Raw genomic sequence first — 16,604 nt, forward strand, 5'->3', positions numbered from 1 at the left:
AATGCTGCTCGTGCGAGACGGATGATCGGATCGCAAACCGGTCGCGGTGCCGCAGCGACGCCAACCCCATCGCCCTTTGCGGAACCGCAGATCGCCACAGCGATGTCTCGCGCACGTGTCGATCCTCCCTGGCCAGAGCTTGCCGCTCCAACAGACAGTTGTGCTGTGGACGGGCACTTGTCCTGATGTTTGACTTCGCCCGCCCAGCATGATCGAATCGCGCCGCCACGCATGGTCGTAGCAAAGCGTCCAGCGCTTGTGGCCGGCCGTCTGCTCCCCGTGCGCGCCGGGCAAGTCATGAGGAGGCAGCGGTGAGCCGAGCGTCTATAGAGCGGGCGAATCTGCAAAGGATCAGGCCCCCGTCACGCCGCACCATGGTCGGTCTTGTCGGTGCTGCTGTTTATTGCAGCATTGCCTGGGCCGGGATCGGTGCGATATTGAGCCTGATCTTGGACTAGGTTGCCGCGCCGAGGACATTGTCTTGACGGCCGCGCGGTGATGCTCGCGCAACAAACCGGGTCCGACAAGAATATCGGCTCAAATTGTACATATTGACGATTCGTTAGCCGGCGATCACACAGCCGTTGCCCATGGGGGGTGGGCAAATATGCGATTTCTATGCTGGATGGGTCTGCATCGATGGCGCGCAAAGGCGACTGCGCGGCCCGGCACAACGGTGTATCGATGCCGACGATGCAACACCGTGAAGATCAAACGCCGCCGAGCCGACCGGCCTGGCACTATGTGATACGACGCACCTTGGTATGGGCGTCGTTCGTCTCATTGCTCATGTGGGCGGTCCTGCTCTCGCTCATCTTCACAGGACACACGAAGATCATCTGGACGGTCGAAAAAGCCGCCCACGTGACGGAGCGGGTCGTGCGCAAGGCGCACCGGGAAGTGGGTCGCTTGCAAGGCGACCATGGCCGTGCGCCCTGAAGGTCAGCGGCTAGCGGTGCGACCGTCGACCCCGTCCTTAAAGAAAGGCGCCTGCCCTGTCCGTGCGTCGGTCAAAGCGGCGAAGATGTCCGGCAAATGACCTGCTTGTCCGCGGTATGGCAAGTCCGGGACTTTTGCAGGCGTGCGCCGACTGCTGATGAGCGTGGCCGTGCCGTTGCGTAAGATGAGATGGTCAAAAGTGATCGCTGCTTCGTCGGTGAAGGCAGGGCGACTGGCGACCGTTCGACATTGACCATACCGTGGAGGCGTTGGTCGCCGACGATCGCGCAAGAGCCGACATGTTTAGGCCGCCAAACGCCACGGAGCGCCCGCCTCATTACGCGTTACCGCTCCGACCGAGATGCGCCGGACCAGCGTGCCGGGCCGTGACTTCGAGTCCGAAGCGCGTGTCGGACACCGCGATCTGAGCAATGAGATAGACGGGGGGCGATGTATCGCCACCGATCAAACGAGCGCTGGTTGCGCTGCTCGCGGGGAGCTGGAGGCCCCCGCGCGGCGCCATCGGCTGAGGATCGGCTTCTCGACAAGGTGCCAGCTGAGCAGTCCGCACAATGCTGCACCAAGCACCGTCACGCCATTGACCACCGCGATCGACATGGCGGGCGAGGACCACAGAAGAAGCTTTGAAATGGGCCACGCGTAGAGGTACAGGCCATAGGAGATGTCGGTACGGTTGTTGATGCGGCTGAATAGCTGACCTCTGCATGACACAGCCGCACCGATCAGCAGATAGCCGCCGAAGGTTGCCGCGCCTGGCTCCGCGAGAGCGGGTACGAAGAGGCACAATGTCAGACCGCACGCGCTCAGAGCGAAGCCTATGCAGTTGAACGGAATTGCGTCTCTCCATAGGAAGAACAACGCGCCGAACAGGAACAACCCCGTGAACCTGAGTGTCTGATCGAAGAAGCCGAGCCATATCAACGAGCTCGGCAGCACGGCGTTGACCTGGCGCCAGTATGCGGCATCGCCGAGTTCGAAGGCGGCCAGCAAGATCATTGCTAAGGCAAAGATTGCTCGGGGACGCTGCAGAACACCTGCCGCGCCGAGTACGGGGATGAGAAGGTAGCATCGAAATTCGTAGGCGATGGTCCACATCGGGTTGTTAAGCGAGGGATGGAGCGTACCAGCGAAGACGCCTGGTAACTCCGGTCGCTGCAGTGCGACTGATCTTGCGATCAAGCGACCAGCGGAGGACGTGATATCGAAGAAACGCGCTCCGGCGAGAGGCGCGCCTGCTGCAAGCGAGATGAGGGTGGCGATGGTGAAAGCTGGGTAGATCCGCGCAGCCCGTTTGAGAAGGAACGCGCCAAGCTTCGGATGATCGAGGAAGCTTCTGGTGATGAGATAGCCACTGACGAGGAAGAAGCCGTCCACAGCCAGATCGCCCAGCGAAATAGTGCCGAACAGGTATACCAGCGGCTCGCGATGGCGATCGCCATCTATGATCTCCGGCGTGTGAGAAAAGACCACCGCAATTGCCAATAGCAGCCGCGCCAGCCCAAATGCGTTATTGTGTCTTTCGCCGTGGCCCGATCCCGACGCAGCATCCATACCGCATGACCTTCTGCTAAGAAGCCATGCAGATTTGGACGTTAGCAGCGGTGCAGCAAGATCTACAAGGGATGAGCTCCGCAGCTATTACGGATCCCACACCATGCGGCCCGCGCGTCGTCGAAGCGGGCGCGCAGGGAGAAGATCACGCCGCGATGCGCTGTTCCAAATTGAGACGCTGAGGCGATGACCCAGGCGCAATATCGGGCAGAATTGAAGAGGCCGCTCGTCATATGATGGCTGCGCAAAAACCTATCGTCACAATCGGGCATTACGCTTTTTCAACGGAAGCATGTATCGCGGCAAATATTCGCAGCTGACTCACTGCCTATCGTAACAACTTCTATTGTTAGTCGCGCGTTTGCCGCGTTCAGCGTGATGGATCAGGCACGGCCTGCCGACCGATGGCTCGCTTGATCTGAGTGATGCTAGCGAGCATCTTCACGATTCCGAGAGCACCAATTTCCCCAAGGATCTTTGCCTGACGCGCGCATTTTTCCCACAATTGTCCGTACACCCTCCGCACGCGATGCTGCGTTTGCCGCCCCGCCCGCCTGCGTCGAAGCGCGTCTCATCCCAGGCGAGCTGCACTTTGAAAGCGGCCTTGCGGGCGACCTGGTGCTCTGCCTCGATCAGCGGCTCCAGACTTTCGCGACAGCGCTTTGACGGGACAAGTAGCTCGCCTATCAGAGCCTGCCTTAAGCGGCGAGAGAACCATGGTGGCGTTGGCCACTATGCGGTTAGCAAGTGAAGGGGTAACCAGGCTACGCGCGCCGGTCAGGTTGTTGACGCCATGACCGGCGAGCGGGCCCGAGAGCCAAAGCGCTGATACCCATAGTTCGGGAAGCAAGCAAAGCCGTTTCCCGCCGAAGCGTTGCCATGCATGACAGGGCATAGCACAAGAACGTTTCCACTCATGGCCCAATTATTTTGCGAACATTTCGGCCACCGGGGAGCGCGCTCAAAATTCTCTCTATGACAAGCTTTGGCGACCGCAGGTCCTGGCAAGCCCAAGTCGGAACGGCTATCGATCTTCGAGCTGCCGATCCGACTGACCGGCTTAGCTTGGTCCCATCACTGAAATGCCGGCCTGCTCAGCAGTTCATGCGATGCTCAACCCGCGTACAGCCAAGCGGCTTCGTCCATGGCGGCATGGACTTTGCAGCCGAATCGCCTGTGGCGCAGTTCGCCAACAGCGCGCCAGCGAGCACGATCGAGAGAGTACGCAAAGCCATGATATTATGGACTCTTAGCTTGGCTCTTGCGCGGTCAATCTGCTTCATGTTCCTCGGACACCCAGGCTGGATTCATGGTACCGTGTCTAATCACCGACCACGACGTTCGCGCCATGCCATAAGCCGGAGTCGTCCAAGGCAGTGAAGCCCGTGTGCTAGCGTAAAGTCACGGCGATCAGGATGGCCACACCGACCCATATCGCGGCGGCGGCGGCAAGCCGACACATTGCGATACGCGTCATTTCCTCGGCGCTCATCGGCCTGCGGTCGCGAATCGGTTGCTGCATCACAATTCCCCCATTCTTTGGGGTAAATTTGCTGCGCGGTTTTGAAAATGTAAACAACCGCGAGGCAGTGTTCGGAGGTGTCGAGAGTGATAGCAGCCGCGCCGACGCGCGGCCGCGTGCCTATCGCGTCAACATCGACATGCTGGCGCTGGTTGCACTCCTGACCGGCGCCTTTTTCGTCTCTTCCGCGCAATCGCTTGCCGTCGCGCGGCGACGCCCCAACTTCGCGCTGCTCGCATGCTCGGTGCCTCACGCCGTCTGATACGCGCCACACTGCTCGCGGAGGCGTCGTCTGAGATTGATCGGCGCATCGGTCGGTATCGGGCTCGGCGTCGGCATCACCGCGGCGGTATTACGCCTCGCGGGCGCGGACCGGACAGCGGATTTTCGGAGGAGAGGGCAGGCCGCTCATGCTTGCGCCGGGGGTGCCGCACTCGCCTTTGCGGGCCTCGGACTCGCCGCAGCCCTGATCGGCAGCCACTCTACCCTATCAAGCCGCCAGCTCGGCGGCCGACCGTTTCGCTCAAGACGGTCGGAGACGTGGTCAATCTGCGGATCCGCCGGCTGATCTTGAGCTGACGGACTTTGCCGGTCGACTGTGATGATAATGCTTAGGCCCGTCCATGATTCGCCTCCCCAAGCCAGCGAACACGTCGCTCACGATCGGCGACGACAGCCCCGCTATCGATCGTGCGCGTGAGGGGCTTGCCGGCAATATAGCCAGCAGTGCCGAGCATCGTCGATGCATATTTAACGTTTTTCACAAAAAACAGCTATTTTCCAATCGCCGGCAGTATCCCTGGATGCGTCTCTGACGCAAAAATAGAGTCGTTGCGCATATAACCTTGACGAGCGGGTTGAACGTGGGCCGATCGATTTGGTAATGATCTCGAGTAAACTTGCGTTTGATTCGAGCTTATCCTGATTGGAGTGAGATAATTTGGCGAGAATGCGCCTGTTTCGATGACAGAGCCACGGTAATCCGCGGTCCTCTTTGCCATGCGAAATGTCGCAAAGGCAGCTCAACGAGATGCTTGAAAAGACGAAAGATGCAAGTCCGGATTCGTCGAGGCTGACGCTGCGCGTCGGCGAGCTGGAGAGAGCTATTGCTCGGGCCTCGTCGGCCAATAGTGCAAACGACTGCCTGTCGTATCTGGTGCGCACATTTGAGCAGGCGCCGGGCTTCATTTGCATGCTGGCGGGTCCCGCCCACGTTTTCGTAATGGCGAACGCCGCTTACCGCCGCATCGTCGGGCAGCGGAACATTATCGGTTTACCTGTCCGCGAGGCGTTGCCGGATATTGACGGACAAGGATTTTACGAGCGGCTTGACGAAGCGTATCGCTCCGGCACGCCCGTTGTCGGCCGCGCAGTTGCTGCCGAATTTGCGCACGCAGGCGACGAAGGATGCGAGAAGAGGCTATTAGATTTCGTCAATCAGCCAATCTTCGACGAGAATGGGCAGATCAGCGGGATTTTCGTCGAAGGATATGACGTCACGGAGCGCGAAACGGCTATCGCCTCACTTCGGAGGAGCATAGCGTTTAATAGAAGTATTATAGAGAGCTGCAATGACTGTACTATGGTGCTCGACCTGGAGGGGCGGATCATCTACAGGAATGACGTTTGTCGGCGCGTTGTTGAGGAGCACGACTCCCCTATCCTAACCGAGGCCCCGTGGGCGAATATGTGGGGCGGCAGCGGGGCGGCAGCGACGGCGCTCGCTGCGGCGCGGGCGGGACAAACCGCCCGCTTTCAAGCTGTATCGGTGATAGGCGGCAGCCAACGGTGGTGGGACGTTCAGCTCTCTCTTATCGTGGGCGCCGATCACGAGCCTGACAAAATTCTGTCGGTCGCGCGCGATGTCACAGCGATCAAGCAGGCCGAAGAAGAGCTTCGCAGCTTCGCCGGGCGTCTTGAGAATGAGGTGGAGCATCTCACCCGAGAATGGGAGCTGGCTTGGAAGCATTCTCGCGATCTTCAGTCGGTGGTCAATGACGATGGCATTATCGTCGCCGCGAACGACGCCTGGACTAGCATTCTGGGCTGGCCCGTGGGCGAAGTCGTCGGCCGAAGCCACCGCAGCTTTGTCCATCCCGATCATCCGTCCGAAATTGCGAGCAGGTTGGTCTGCGGCCGACCCCACGAAGCAATGTGCCTCCACAAAGACGGCTCCCCGCGCTGGATCTCCTGGCTGAACGCCGCGGGGCAAGGCGTCACTTATGGGAGCGGCCGCGATATCACGGCCGAAAAGGAGCAAGCCGAAGCATTGCGCCTTGCCGAACAGTCCTTGCGTCAGGCTCAGCGAATGGAAGCGGTCGGGCAGCTCACCGGGGGCTTAGCGCATGATTTTAACAATCTGCTGACCGGCCTGCTGGGCAATCTGGAGATATTGCGGGCGCGCCTCGCGAGGGGGGAGCTGGAGGACCTCAACCGGTACCTGCTCGCAGCAGAAGGGGCGGGGCGCCGCGCCGGATCGCTGACCCAGCGCCTGCTGGCATTTTCCCGAGGCCAGCAACCAGAGCGGCGACCCATTGATGTGAACTGGCTAATCGAAGATCTGCGCGAGATTTTGCGGATAACGCTCGGAACAAGCATCAAACTTGCTGTCACGAGCGAGGTAGCCTTGTGGTCGGTCAACACCGATCGCGGTCAGCTGGAAAATGCGATGCTGAACCTGAGTATCAATGGGCGAGACGCGATGCCCAATGGCGGTGAGCTGCATATCCGAACCGCCAATAGGATCGTCGATGATCGCACCGCGCGCGAGCGGGATGTCCCACCGGGTGCATATGTCTCGATATGCGTGTCGGATACCGGGCTCGGGATGGACGAGCAGACGATCAAACGCGCATTCGAGCCATTCTTCACGACGAAACCGCTCGGCGCGGGAACCGGGCTCGGGCTTTCAATGGTCTTCGGATTCGCGCGACAGTCCGGCGGACATGTTGAAATCCGCTCTCAAATTGCGCGCGGCACGACGATCTGCATCTATCTGCCCCGGCACAGCGGTTCCCTCGACGAGGTCGATAAGCGCGCTGTAGCCACACCGCAGGTTCATCAATCCGGTAAGGCCGTCTTGGTGGTGGAGGACGAGCCTATCATCAGGGGTTTGATTACTGAAAAGCTTGCCGATTTAGGCTATAGGGTGGCGGCCGCAGACGACGGAATTGCTGGTCTCGCCGCCGTCGAAAATGGTGCGTCGATAGACCTTCTCATCACCGACGTTGGACTTCCCAATGGGCTGGATGGGCGTCAGTTCGCTGATAAAGCGAGAGCCCGTCGGCCGGGGCTCAAAATTCTCTTCATTACAGGGTTTGCTGACAGCGACGCGACCAGCGACCTGAGCCTTGAGACGGGTATGGACGTTCTCAGGAAGCCCTTCACGGTCGCGGCGTTCGCCACGAAAGTCGCCGAAATGATGCGCTGACCGCCCTTTAATCGCGGCGACTTTAGGCACTCGCGCCAGACACGGACCCGGCAAGCCGGGCCGATGCGGGCGATTGCCGGTGTCGCGCTCGGCGATGCGTCCTCCACCGGTCGCGCATTCCTTCAAAGTGCGTCGACATGGCATCGCTTGCTGCTGTGTCGTTCAGGCTGGATGGCGATCGCCCGGGCACGCTGACGGGTTCGGTCAGCGCGCCGCTTGAGCCGCGTGGTTGACCAGACCGGACGCGCGCTGCGCCGACCGGTGAATGAAGGTCGCCGGATATAGTCTGTTGGGGGGCGGGCACCGCAGGCTGCTCTCCGTCAAATGCGACGCGGATGACGGCGCCATATTCTGCCATTTCTTGATAAACCGCGCGTACTTCGCGCCCCGACATGAGACGTACCAACCAGGCGGAGCGTTCTGGTGTCAGGCGACCGATTGGCTGACCCTGCTGAGTGATAATCTGAACGACGAGCCGGTCGTCATCGGCCTGTGGTTGCGAGACAAGCATCACGGGTTCGCCCGGCCTGCATCGTACTGCGGCGCTAACACGCTTTGGCGCGTTCCGGTGGGAATGGCAGGGCCCAATTACGGCGAGGCTGAGATGGTGCATTCGCGCAGTCATGCTCCCGATTCGGCTAAAAACAGCTGAGCAATCAGGTTTAACAGCGCGAAAGGGATAAGCGTGGCACGGGCGACTCGCTATGCCTGTGCCCTTTCCACCATAAGCGGGACTGCGCAATGCGCGGGCGACGATGGAGGCTGTGCGCGCAATAGATGCGTCCGACGATGGCGCCGCGGCGCGGACCTTGCTTCCGGCGTCGAAACGTTTCCCGAGCGCTGCGTCGGTGATCCTTGGCGCAAAGTCGGGTGGGCGCGTCGTAGCGCCGGCGTTTGGCGTGGACCGCGCAAGGCATCGAATGGCGCAGTCCGACTCGCGACACCGCGCGCGCCGGACTTTTGCGCGACCCGTCCATGACTAAAAAGGGTCATCTGTGAAGCAAATGGGCCATCATTGGGGATAATGGGCTATTATTGGCGAGAAAGAAGGTCAGAACATTTGACCATGTCAGATCAGAGCGGTCAGCGCAGAGTCGCGCTCGCTCCCAACTGTACCGTTACCGACAGTCTCTGATCGTTACGGCGCACTACACCAGATTGACAGGTGAGTTAACCTCTCAGTAATCTGTCGATATCGGGCGAGTCGCTGTTCCGATACTCGGTTGTGGCGTGATCGTCAGGTTTGGGGAGTAAAGGGCCATGAGAAAGCTTGCCTTGAGCGGCGTCGCACTGTGTGCGTCGCTGATGCTGGCACCATCGGCAGGTGCGACCAATTTCTTTCCTGGCGACCCGCAATTTCAGGTCGTCGGTGACATAACCAATGGTACAGTATCGGCTACAATCGGAAATGCTGGTATCGCGCTCGGCGCTTTTTCCGATACATTCAGCTTCACGATTGATCAGACGGGTACTGGAAGTGGGTCCTTGTCAACCAGCACGTCGATTTTTCAAAGCCCTACTGACCTTGATATCACGTCGGTCATCATCAATGGGCTGTTAGCGACGAAGATGATGACGCCGGACAACCTGTCCGAATTCTTCTCGATCTCGTCTGTTCCGATCATATTCGGGCAACTCAACACAATCACGGTCGCAGGACAGTCGCGTGGCAACGGTTCCTATGGGGGCAATGCCACCTTCATCCCAGCGGCGGCCGACGTTCCCGAGCCTGCGACCTGGATGATGACGATCGTCGGCTTTGGCCTGATCGGCGGCGCAATGCGCTCGCGTAGCCGGACGGTCAGGTTCGCCTGAGCCGGCCTTTATAGCCGGTATCGAACGCGCTCGTCCGCGTGGATGCAATACGGCTCTACGGTTGCGCATGCTCCACCTAGGCGAAGCTCAACTTAGCTCGCCTGATACGGGCCGGCCCGGACACCATTTGCGTGGCGTCCGAGCCGGCTCAAATGTTGCCTGGCTGCCGGAACGAGTGAGGCTCACGCTTTGCGTGGTCGAGCGCTGTGGGCCAATGATCCGCCGCCCAAAGAGAGCGCCACGCCGCGCACCGCCGCACTCCAGCGCATCGGGCCGGCTGTGCCGCACGCTGTCGCTGCCCGGATGCGCCGCGCTCTTCACCGCAATGTCCACCGGAAGGAAGCCGCCCTTCAGAGAAGCGCTTTGGCCGGCTTCAGCTTCTGGAAGATAGCGAACAACGCGGGAATGCCCGTTGCGAAGAGCGGGAGGACGGTGGATGCGTCCATATCTGCCCAGAAGAAAATCAGCGTCACCGAGACCAGCAGCGCGGGGACGCCAATCAGCAGTGGCAACCGGCTGCTGCTCCACGCGCTCAGCCCCTCTTCCTTGGCCCAGCCATGAATGGTGGACACCTGTTCGACCTGGCGCACGAAATTGGCAAAACTACTGTTCATCAACCGCGGGGAAGGATCGAGGACGATCAGTCCGCGCCGAAGCAGCGCGCCGACGACGAGCGCCGCGCGCCCGACATTCATGACGCGCAGGTTGGCCAGATGATGCAGGCCGATGCGCTCGGTGGTGGTCAGCTCGTCCCATCGGGCCTGGTAGTAAGGCGCAAGCAGTCGCCGGAGATGCTCGAGCGCTTCGCCGCGCGAAGGCGCATCTACGCGAGTCGCCCAGTCGAATGCGATGGCAAGCGCAGCCGCTTCGTCGAGATGGTCCGTCATCGCAGGACTGCCGCCTTTGTCTGCCGCGAGGGTCCCGGAAATCACATGCGCCGGCAACAGCTGCGTCTCGAATATGAGGGTGCGAAAAGCGCGGCGTGCGTCATCGGAGCGATCCATACCCAGCGCGTCGAGCCGCTCCGCCATGGCCGGAAGCGCCTGGCGCAGAGGGAAGCGGGAATCGAACGCCGACGGAGTGCGCCCGTCGATGCCGAGCGAAGCGCCAAAGCCAAAAAGCGCGCGGAGCGAGCCGCGTAGCAGGCGCCAAAGTGCGAAGCCAAGGAGTAACATCACCGGCGGCAGCAGTAGCAGCGATGTCGCATAGCGTCCGTGTAGCGCCGGCGTGGTCCATCGATGATCGGACATATAGCCAAAGGCGCGGACGCCGTCCTTGGCAGATGTGCAGAAATCGTCGCGCGAGAGGGGCGCTCCGCCTCGAACGGGGGCACATCCTGGGAAGGCATCGGTCAGGTCGGCGGGCGTGGTCGATTCGATGCTCGGCGAAAACCATGTTTGATAGAAACTGTCGGGGCGAGCGACAGTCGCGAGGCCGGACGGCTCGGCGCAGCGCGCCGGTCCGCCGCCCACGAAGATGTGTCGGTCGCACAAGAAGCCGCTCGCGGCGACACGAGTCGCCGCATCGCTTGGGAACCAGCTTGAGGCGATGTCGGCGAGCGCCTGGCGATGCTTGGCAACCGTTCCGTCCGGTCCGGCGAAGGCGATCGCACGCGCGAGCCGTTCCTCGCTATCTGTATAGATGCTCGCGTCGCGCCAGACCGCGATTGTCGGGAGCACGGAGACGCAGCAGAGGAAGACCAAGGACAAGCGGGTGAACGCGCGCTCGCTGGCAGGAGACAGCGTTCCCGTGAGCTGGGGGATGCCGTGTGACTGGAAATAGAGCAGCGCGACGGCCAATGTGGTGAGCAGCGCGATGGCGGCGATCGGGTAAAGCCCGGCCATCAGCAGAGTCAGGATCTCCACCCCGATCAGCCCGACCATCACGAATGTGACGGTGGCGTAGCTGAGCGACGGGATAATGCCGGTGATGCCGGGTGCCAATTTCTCGTGCGGCCACAGATTGCGCGCGACCTGGGGATAGATCAGCGCCGACAGCCACCAGATGAGAAGCAGGACAAGGCCTAATGTGAGCCCGCTTATGACCGCGCGCGCCGTGCGTTTTACGGGCAGCTTGTCGACATCGGCATAAGCGTAGCTCACCAGTACAACCCAGGGCGTGTGGGGAATGCGCTGCGCGACGAACTGCCGGCTCGCCCCGTCGCTCGTGGCGGTGAAGGGCAAGTTTTCGGCGGCGGCCTTTTCGCTGGTGAGCGAGTAGCCAAGCCATTGGCGAAGCTGGCGCAGCGCGCGCGCGTTTATCGAATAGGCCAGTTGTTCGACGCCGATCCGCTCGGAATGAGAATGGAATTTGACGGGCAGCGTCGGATCCGTGGCATCGACGACCGCCATTTCCAGACCGCGGGGCAGAGCCGGCGACAGCAGCGAGCCGATCACCCCGGTCACCAAGTAGCCGGCGGTCCAGCAAGGCGAGCTGGACGTGCGGGGAAGGCGTCCGGGTATTGCGTGCGCGGGATCGGGCGCCTCGAACAAGATGATCGCCTTATTCACACCGTCCGTTTGGTCGCGGACCTGGTCCACGACATAGCCGAGTGGGGGCACGGCCTTCCCGGCGGGCAGGCGAGGTGCAGCGCCGCGCGTCTGCGCCCAGGGGTAATAGCCGGTAAAGGCATTCGCACTGAACTTCTGGAAATAGGCGCGCCCCGGCACTTCGAACCGACTTGTGCCGAAATCGTGCGTGTAGATAGACGGTACGCCGCATGCGACGGGCCGTCCGTTGGCCGCAATGTGCGTGACGCTTTCCAGCCCTTCAACCGCCATAAAGCTCGCTGGACCGGCGACGGCCGAACCGAGATTTTGCGGTGCGATTAGCACCGTGTCCGCGCGCGCCGCGACATCGGCCCCGCCGGTTGGTTCAGGGACTGTGGGCTCGCGGTGGGCGATGGCGGCGCTCATGAGCGCTGCCAGGTCGGCGGCTGCGCCTTCGGCGATCATTCCTGCGGTCGCCTCGGCCTCAGCCAGCATGCGATTGCGCTCGAAGGCGATATCCGCCCAAGTGAGCAGGGCCAGCGTGACGAGACTCATGCCGATGATGGCACCCCCGACGATCAACGGGAGATTGTAACGGGCCAGCGACTCATTGGGGCCGATCAGCAGCAATCGCGCGATGGGGAAGAGGCTGGCGATTAGCCCGACGAGGAGCGAGAAGCTGATGACGACGATGGGCGTCGCGCGCACGGCGTCGCTCCAAAGCTTCGCGCGGGGCACCAGGCCGACCAGATAGCAGGTCGATCGGGGCTTCGGCCCTGCTTGGGCGGCCGTGCTCGCTCCATTGGCGCTGTCGCAGCCGTGCAGGCCGCCGGGTAGGTGGAAGGGGCGGACATAAGCGATATAAGTACGTCCGGCGATTTCGAGCGTCGTGGGCGCCAACGCCTGGGAAAGCTCAGGATCGTCGCTTGGGGTGTCGGGCACGACCCGTCCGCTGAGGGCCGCCGCCATGAGCTTCGGGCTGATGGCATCCCTCTTGCGACGGAGCTGCTCGAGTCCCTCGACCGGCAGCGACTCTTCGCCGACCTGCTGCACGACACGTTTGTCGCCGTCGACGATCAGGAAGTTCGAAAAATAAGAGCGGGTTTCGCCAAACGAAAGCAGGTTGCGCGTCGCAACCGACGCACCGAAGCACAGCTCTACGCCGGCGGAAGATGGCGGCTTTTTAAAGCCCGCTTTCTGCAGGACGGCGGCTATGTCCTCGGTCGGCGCGATCGTCGGGTGCAGCCGCGTGAAATCGAGCAGACGCGCTTGTGCCAGCGAGATTGAGCCTAAGACCTTCACCACCGCGCCCTCGCCCGCGGCATAGCCGTCGATGAAGGGGAGCCTTGTTCCCTCCTTGCCCTCGATCCGTTGTTGCAGCGTCGCGCAATCGCGCGCGTGCTGGCCTGAGCCTTGCTCGCGCAGCGGGCTGCCGGCAAAGGCGTAGACGATCGTGAAGGTGCCGAGATCCGGATTGCGCATCGTGGTGGTGAGCCGCCAGCCTTCGAGCTCCTGGCGCGGCGAGGCGGGTTGAACGTTCGCGTTGATCAGCTGCGAGACTGCAAGACCCCGCATCGAGTCTGGCCAATATTGCAGCCCATTCGCGGCCACGGACAAAGCGTGCATGTTGCGCCGGTGCGCGTCGCCCAGAAACAATTGGCCGGCGCGGAACACCCACAAAGCCGTGATCACTAGGATCACCATGATGAAAAGGCTCACCATGCGCAGCCATCCGGCGACGCGCGATGGTGCGGCAGTGGGCGTAAGGGCAGTGGCGGGACCGTCAGCGGATATGGCCATGACTATCGTTCCCGGATCAGGCGGCGATCCGATGGCGCGCCAAGGCCTTCACCACCGAGACGCGTTTGCGACTCGGGCTGTGACGACGGCGCCCATGCTGAGCGCGCCTTTGGCTTGCCCCCAGGTTCCTTGGTGAACCCTATAAGACCGTGACCCGCTCGCCCCCGGTGAATTGGCCGAGCATCTCGATGGGCGGGCCCGCACCGCCGCACGCGTTCGGCTTCGCGTCGATAACGGCGCGCTCCACCTCCGGCGCATTGCCACGCCCGCGGACCCGGCTGACGAAGCGGCTCATCAGGAAAAGCGGGGCCTGGATCGACCTTTCGCGGCGGCGCGATAACGCTTTGGCCGACACTCTGCGTGGTCGAGGGATAAGCGAGCAGGCCCATGCGGCTCCCGTCGGCCAGCAGGTCGAGCTGGGCTTCGGCATAGATGTCCCCGTAGCGCGGCGCCTGCTCCTGTTTGAACTGAAGAAAGGCGGCGCGCGCGGGCCCGACCAGAGCACCGGTGAAAGAGCGCGTGCGCGTGTCCGCGGCCGTCGCAAGCCGCTGCCAGGTATCGACCTCGATTCCGATCGAATGCTCGGTGCCGTTACGCCGCCCGCCCCAGCTTGAGACGTCGGCGTGCCACGTCCTCATGGTAAAGGGCGTCGCTTGCTTCGGCGTCTTATCGCGCCCGACCCAGACATGCGCTGCCGCCTGAGCCTGCTTGTTGCGGAACCAGTTGGCATCGCCGCCGAGATCGCCGCCACCGTGCGCCGTGAAGTGCGTCACTCTAAAGGGACCCTCCGTCAAAGCATCACTCCAAGTGGGCGGCTGTCCAACCCAGCAATCTTTGAGTGTGTGACCGGTGATGGCCATTGTTCGCCCCCATTCCGTATCGATGCCATCGGACGGCGGTCTCGATGCTAACACCTTCGTCTGCTAGCGACCATGGCGCGGAGTCATCTCAGGCTCGGAACACCCGATTACATGTCAGCTGATACGCGCACCAAGTGCAGCCGGTGCCTGACCGTAGCATCACTATTTCTGTGGACTCCTCGGGCTGCACTGCTCATCTGTCGGTCTACAGGTCGTGTCAAAGACCGCGTCTGTTGCGCTTCGCACCGGTCATGCTATTGATCATCGCATAATAGACGGCCTCGCAGGGAGGGGACGCTTGCAATTCAGGTTGCTTCGGCTTCGCGCCGTCATCCAGCGAACGGGGTTTGCGTTGGTGTCGGCCGGCCTCGTGCTCGGCGGTCCCATCGCCGCCAAGCCGCCGCAGATCCCCGTTTATGCGGCCGCCACGCGCACGCTGTGGCTCGATCAGGGATGGTCGTCAGGCGATCGGGACTGGTTCCATCACGTTTCGCAGGGGACCGACACTTTGCCGATCCCCTATTCCTGGTTTCTGGCGCTCGAGCGGCCGAACGTGTCGCTGCGCTCGCCCGGACTGTTCAGCGATCCCGCTTTTCTCGATCGATTCGGCTTCATTCCCAGCCCGGCAACGGCCAGCAATCCTGGGGCGCTGTCTGTCGGCTTCGCACGGACGCGCGCCGTCGATCCCACAAACGGTAAGCCGTTCGATCAGCTCGGCTTCACCTGCGCCGCCTGTCACACCGGACGTTTCGATTATCGCGGCACTGCCGTCTATATTGATGGTGGTCCGGCGATGACGGACATTGGCAAGTTCCGCGGGGCGCTGGGCTTCGCGCTGGGCCTGACGTTGGTTTCGCCACCGCGCTTCCTGCGTTTTGCACAGCGTGTGCTGGGACCTGGCTATTCAGCAGCGGCGCTGGCGCAGCTCAAGCTGGCGCTCGCAGCGACCGTCAAGGAAGGCTTCAAGCTCCAGCTGGCCGGGCCGCATCCCAAGGGCGATGTGGAAGAGGGCTTTGGTCGTCTCGACGCGCTCAACCGCATCGGCAATGAGGTGTTCGCCGCTCAGCTCGGCGACAATCGCAACCATGTGGCGCTGAGCGCGCCCGTTGCCTATCCCCATATTTGGGACGCACCCTGGTTCGATTGGGTCCAGTATAATAGCTCGATCGAGCAGCCGATGGTCCGGAATGCGGGCGAGGCGATGGGGGTGCGCGCGCTCGTCAACTATGACGGAGTCGCCTTGCCGCGGTTTACGTCGACGATCTCGATGCAGACGCTGCACGAGATCGAGACGATGCTTGCCGGCAAGCAGGCGCCGACCGCGCACGCGCGTTTCAACGGACTCAGGTCACCCGCGTGGCCGGAGGACGTGCTGTCGCGCATTGATCGCACTTTGGCGGCGCGGGGCGCGGGCCTCTATGAGCAACATTGCAGCCGCTGCCATCTGCCGGCGGTGCAGACGCCGGCTTTCTGGTCCTCGCCCGCATGGTCGCCCGCCAACGCCGCTGGCGAACGGTATCTGCGGCTCGCCGTCGTGCCCGTCACCGCGATCGGCACGGACCCCGCGCAGGCGGTGGACATGAAGAATCGGGTCGTGCGGGCGCCTTTATCATTCGGCTTCAGCGGCGCAGTGGGCAAGGACGGCGCGGTCGGACTCTATCCCTTCGGGCCGGCGCTGGGGCAGATCGTCGAGAAGGTCGTCATCCGCTGGTATGACGCGCAGACGCCGCCGACGCCGGCTGCCGATCGGGATCGGATGAACGGTTATCGCCCGAACGGGATTCGCGATGGCATTGCGAGCCCGAACGGAACGGTGCCCGCCTACAAGGCGCGGCCGCTCGACGGCATCTGGGCCACAGCGCCCTATCTGCACAACGGCTCGGTGCCGACGCTGTACGATCTGCTGTCGCCTTATGCCGAGCGGCCGCGCGACTTCTGGCTCGGCAATCGTGAATTCGATCCAGTGAAGGTGGGCTATGTCACCGGCCCGCTTGCGGGCGGCTTTCGCATGGTCGCCGCGGACGCACGGACAGGCGCGCCGATCCGGGGCAATGGCAATGGCGGGCATCTGTTCGAAACGCCGGTGGACCCGGCCCATCCGCGCCCGGGCACGATCGGGCCGATGCTGAGCCCAGCCGATCGGCGGGCGCTCGTCGAATATCTGAAGACGCTGTGAC

9 protein-coding genes are annotated in these 16,604 nt (G+C 62.2%); 5 read left to right on the forward strand and 4 right to left on the reverse strand.

Annotated features, from left to right (window positions below; all coding sequences use genetic code 11):
- Positions 1–597: 597 nt before the first annotated feature.
- A complete protein-coding gene (locus Q4F19_RS16775; protein ID WP_303544928.1) occupies positions 598–939 on the forward strand; it encodes a hypothetical protein in 342 nt (113 codons plus the stop codon).
- Positions 940–1,404: 465 nt separating this feature from the next.
- Here Q4F19_RS16775 and Q4F19_RS16780 read toward each other — a convergent pair whose 3' ends face one another.
- A complete protein-coding gene (locus tag Q4F19_RS16780) occupies positions 1,405–2,511 on the reverse strand; it encodes an acyltransferase family protein (RefSeq protein ID WP_303544930.1) in 1,107 nt (368 codons plus the stop codon).
- 1,415 nt (positions 2,512–3,926) lie between these two features.
- On the opposite strand from Q4F19_RS16780, the gene Q4F19_RS16785 reads away from it, so the two are divergent.
- Both Q4F19_RS16785 and Q4F19_RS16790 read left to right on the forward strand, forming a co-directional pair.
- Entirely contained in the window at positions 3,927–4,295 is a 369-nt protein-coding gene (locus tag Q4F19_RS16785; protein WP_303544932.1) for a hypothetical protein, read from the forward strand.
- Between the two features lie 768 nt (positions 4,296–5,063).
- Complete coding sequence (locus tag Q4F19_RS16790) at positions 5,064–7,463, forward strand: PAS domain-containing protein (protein ID WP_303544935.1); 2,400 nt, start codon at positions 5,064–5,066, stop codon at positions 7,461–7,463.
- Positions 7,464–7,485: 22 nt separating this feature from the next.
- Here Q4F19_RS16790 and Q4F19_RS21495 read toward each other — a convergent pair whose 3' ends face one another.
- The gene (locus tag Q4F19_RS21495; protein WP_431312416.1) at positions 7,486–8,088 is read right to left on the reverse strand and encodes an HIRAN domain-containing protein; all 603 of its coding nucleotides are present in this window, start codon (positions 8,086–8,088) and stop codon (positions 7,486–7,488) included.
- 635 nt (positions 8,089–8,723) lie between these two features.
- On the opposite strand from Q4F19_RS21495, the gene Q4F19_RS16800 reads away from it, so the two are divergent.
- Positions 8,724–9,278 (forward strand): FxDxF family PEP-CTERM protein, encoded by a 555-nt coding sequence (locus Q4F19_RS16800; RefSeq protein WP_303544940.1) that lies wholly within the window; start codon positions 8,724–8,726, stop codon positions 9,276–9,278.
- A gap of 350 nt (positions 9,279–9,628) precedes the next feature.
- Here the strand turns inward: Q4F19_RS16800 and Q4F19_RS16805 are convergent, their stop codons facing one another.
- Both Q4F19_RS16805 and Q4F19_RS16810 read right to left on the reverse strand, forming a co-directional pair.
- On the reverse strand, positions 9,629–13,489 hold the full coding sequence (locus Q4F19_RS16805) for a hypothetical protein (protein ID WP_303544943.1): 3,861 nt from the start codon (positions 13,487–13,489) through the stop codon (positions 9,629–9,631).
- Positions 13,490–13,569: 80 nt separating this feature from the next.
- Entirely contained in the window at positions 13,570–14,340 is a 771-nt protein-coding gene (locus Q4F19_RS16810) for an N-acetylmuramoyl-L-alanine amidase (RefSeq protein WP_303544946.1), read from the reverse strand.
- A 442-nt stretch (positions 14,341–14,782) separates the two neighbouring features.
- Here Q4F19_RS16810 and Q4F19_RS16815 point away from each other — a divergent pair, with 442 nt between their 5' ends.
- Entirely contained in the window at positions 14,783–16,603 is a 1,821-nt protein-coding gene (locus Q4F19_RS16815; RefSeq protein WP_303545046.1) for a di-heme-cytochrome C peroxidase, read from the forward strand.
- Position 16,604 lies beyond the last annotated feature (1 nt).

Source organism: Sphingomonas natans (assembly GCF_030546695.1).
In the GTDB taxonomy this organism is placed as follows: Bacteria; Pseudomonadota; Alphaproteobacteria; order Sphingomonadales; family Sphingomonadaceae; genus Sphingomonas_I; species Sphingomonas_I natans.

Excerpts from the sequence above, each read along its gene's own strand:
- Q4F19_RS16780 (WP_303544930.1), bottom strand. The coding sequence starts at position 2,511 with ATGGATGCTGCGTCGGGATCGGGCCACGGCGAAAGACACAATAACGCA.
- Q4F19_RS16785 (WP_303544932.1), top strand. The coding sequence starts at position 3,927 with ATGGCCACACCGACCCATATCGCGGCGGCGGCGGCAAGCCGACACATT.
- Q4F19_RS16790 (WP_303544935.1), top strand. The coding sequence starts at position 5,064 with ATGCTTGAAAAGACGAAAGATGCAAGTCCGGATTCGTCGAGGCTGACG.
- Q4F19_RS21495 (WP_431312416.1), bottom strand. The coding sequence starts at position 8,088 with ATGACTGCGCGAATGCACCATCTCAGCCTCGCCGTAATTGGGCCCTGC.
- Q4F19_RS16800 (WP_303544940.1), top strand. The coding sequence starts at position 8,724 with ATGAGAAAGCTTGCCTTGAGCGGCGTCGCACTGTGTGCGTCGCTGATG.
- Q4F19_RS16805 (WP_303544943.1), bottom strand. The coding sequence starts at position 13,489 with ATGGTGAGCCTTTTCATCATGGTGATCCTAGTGATCACGGCTTTGTGG.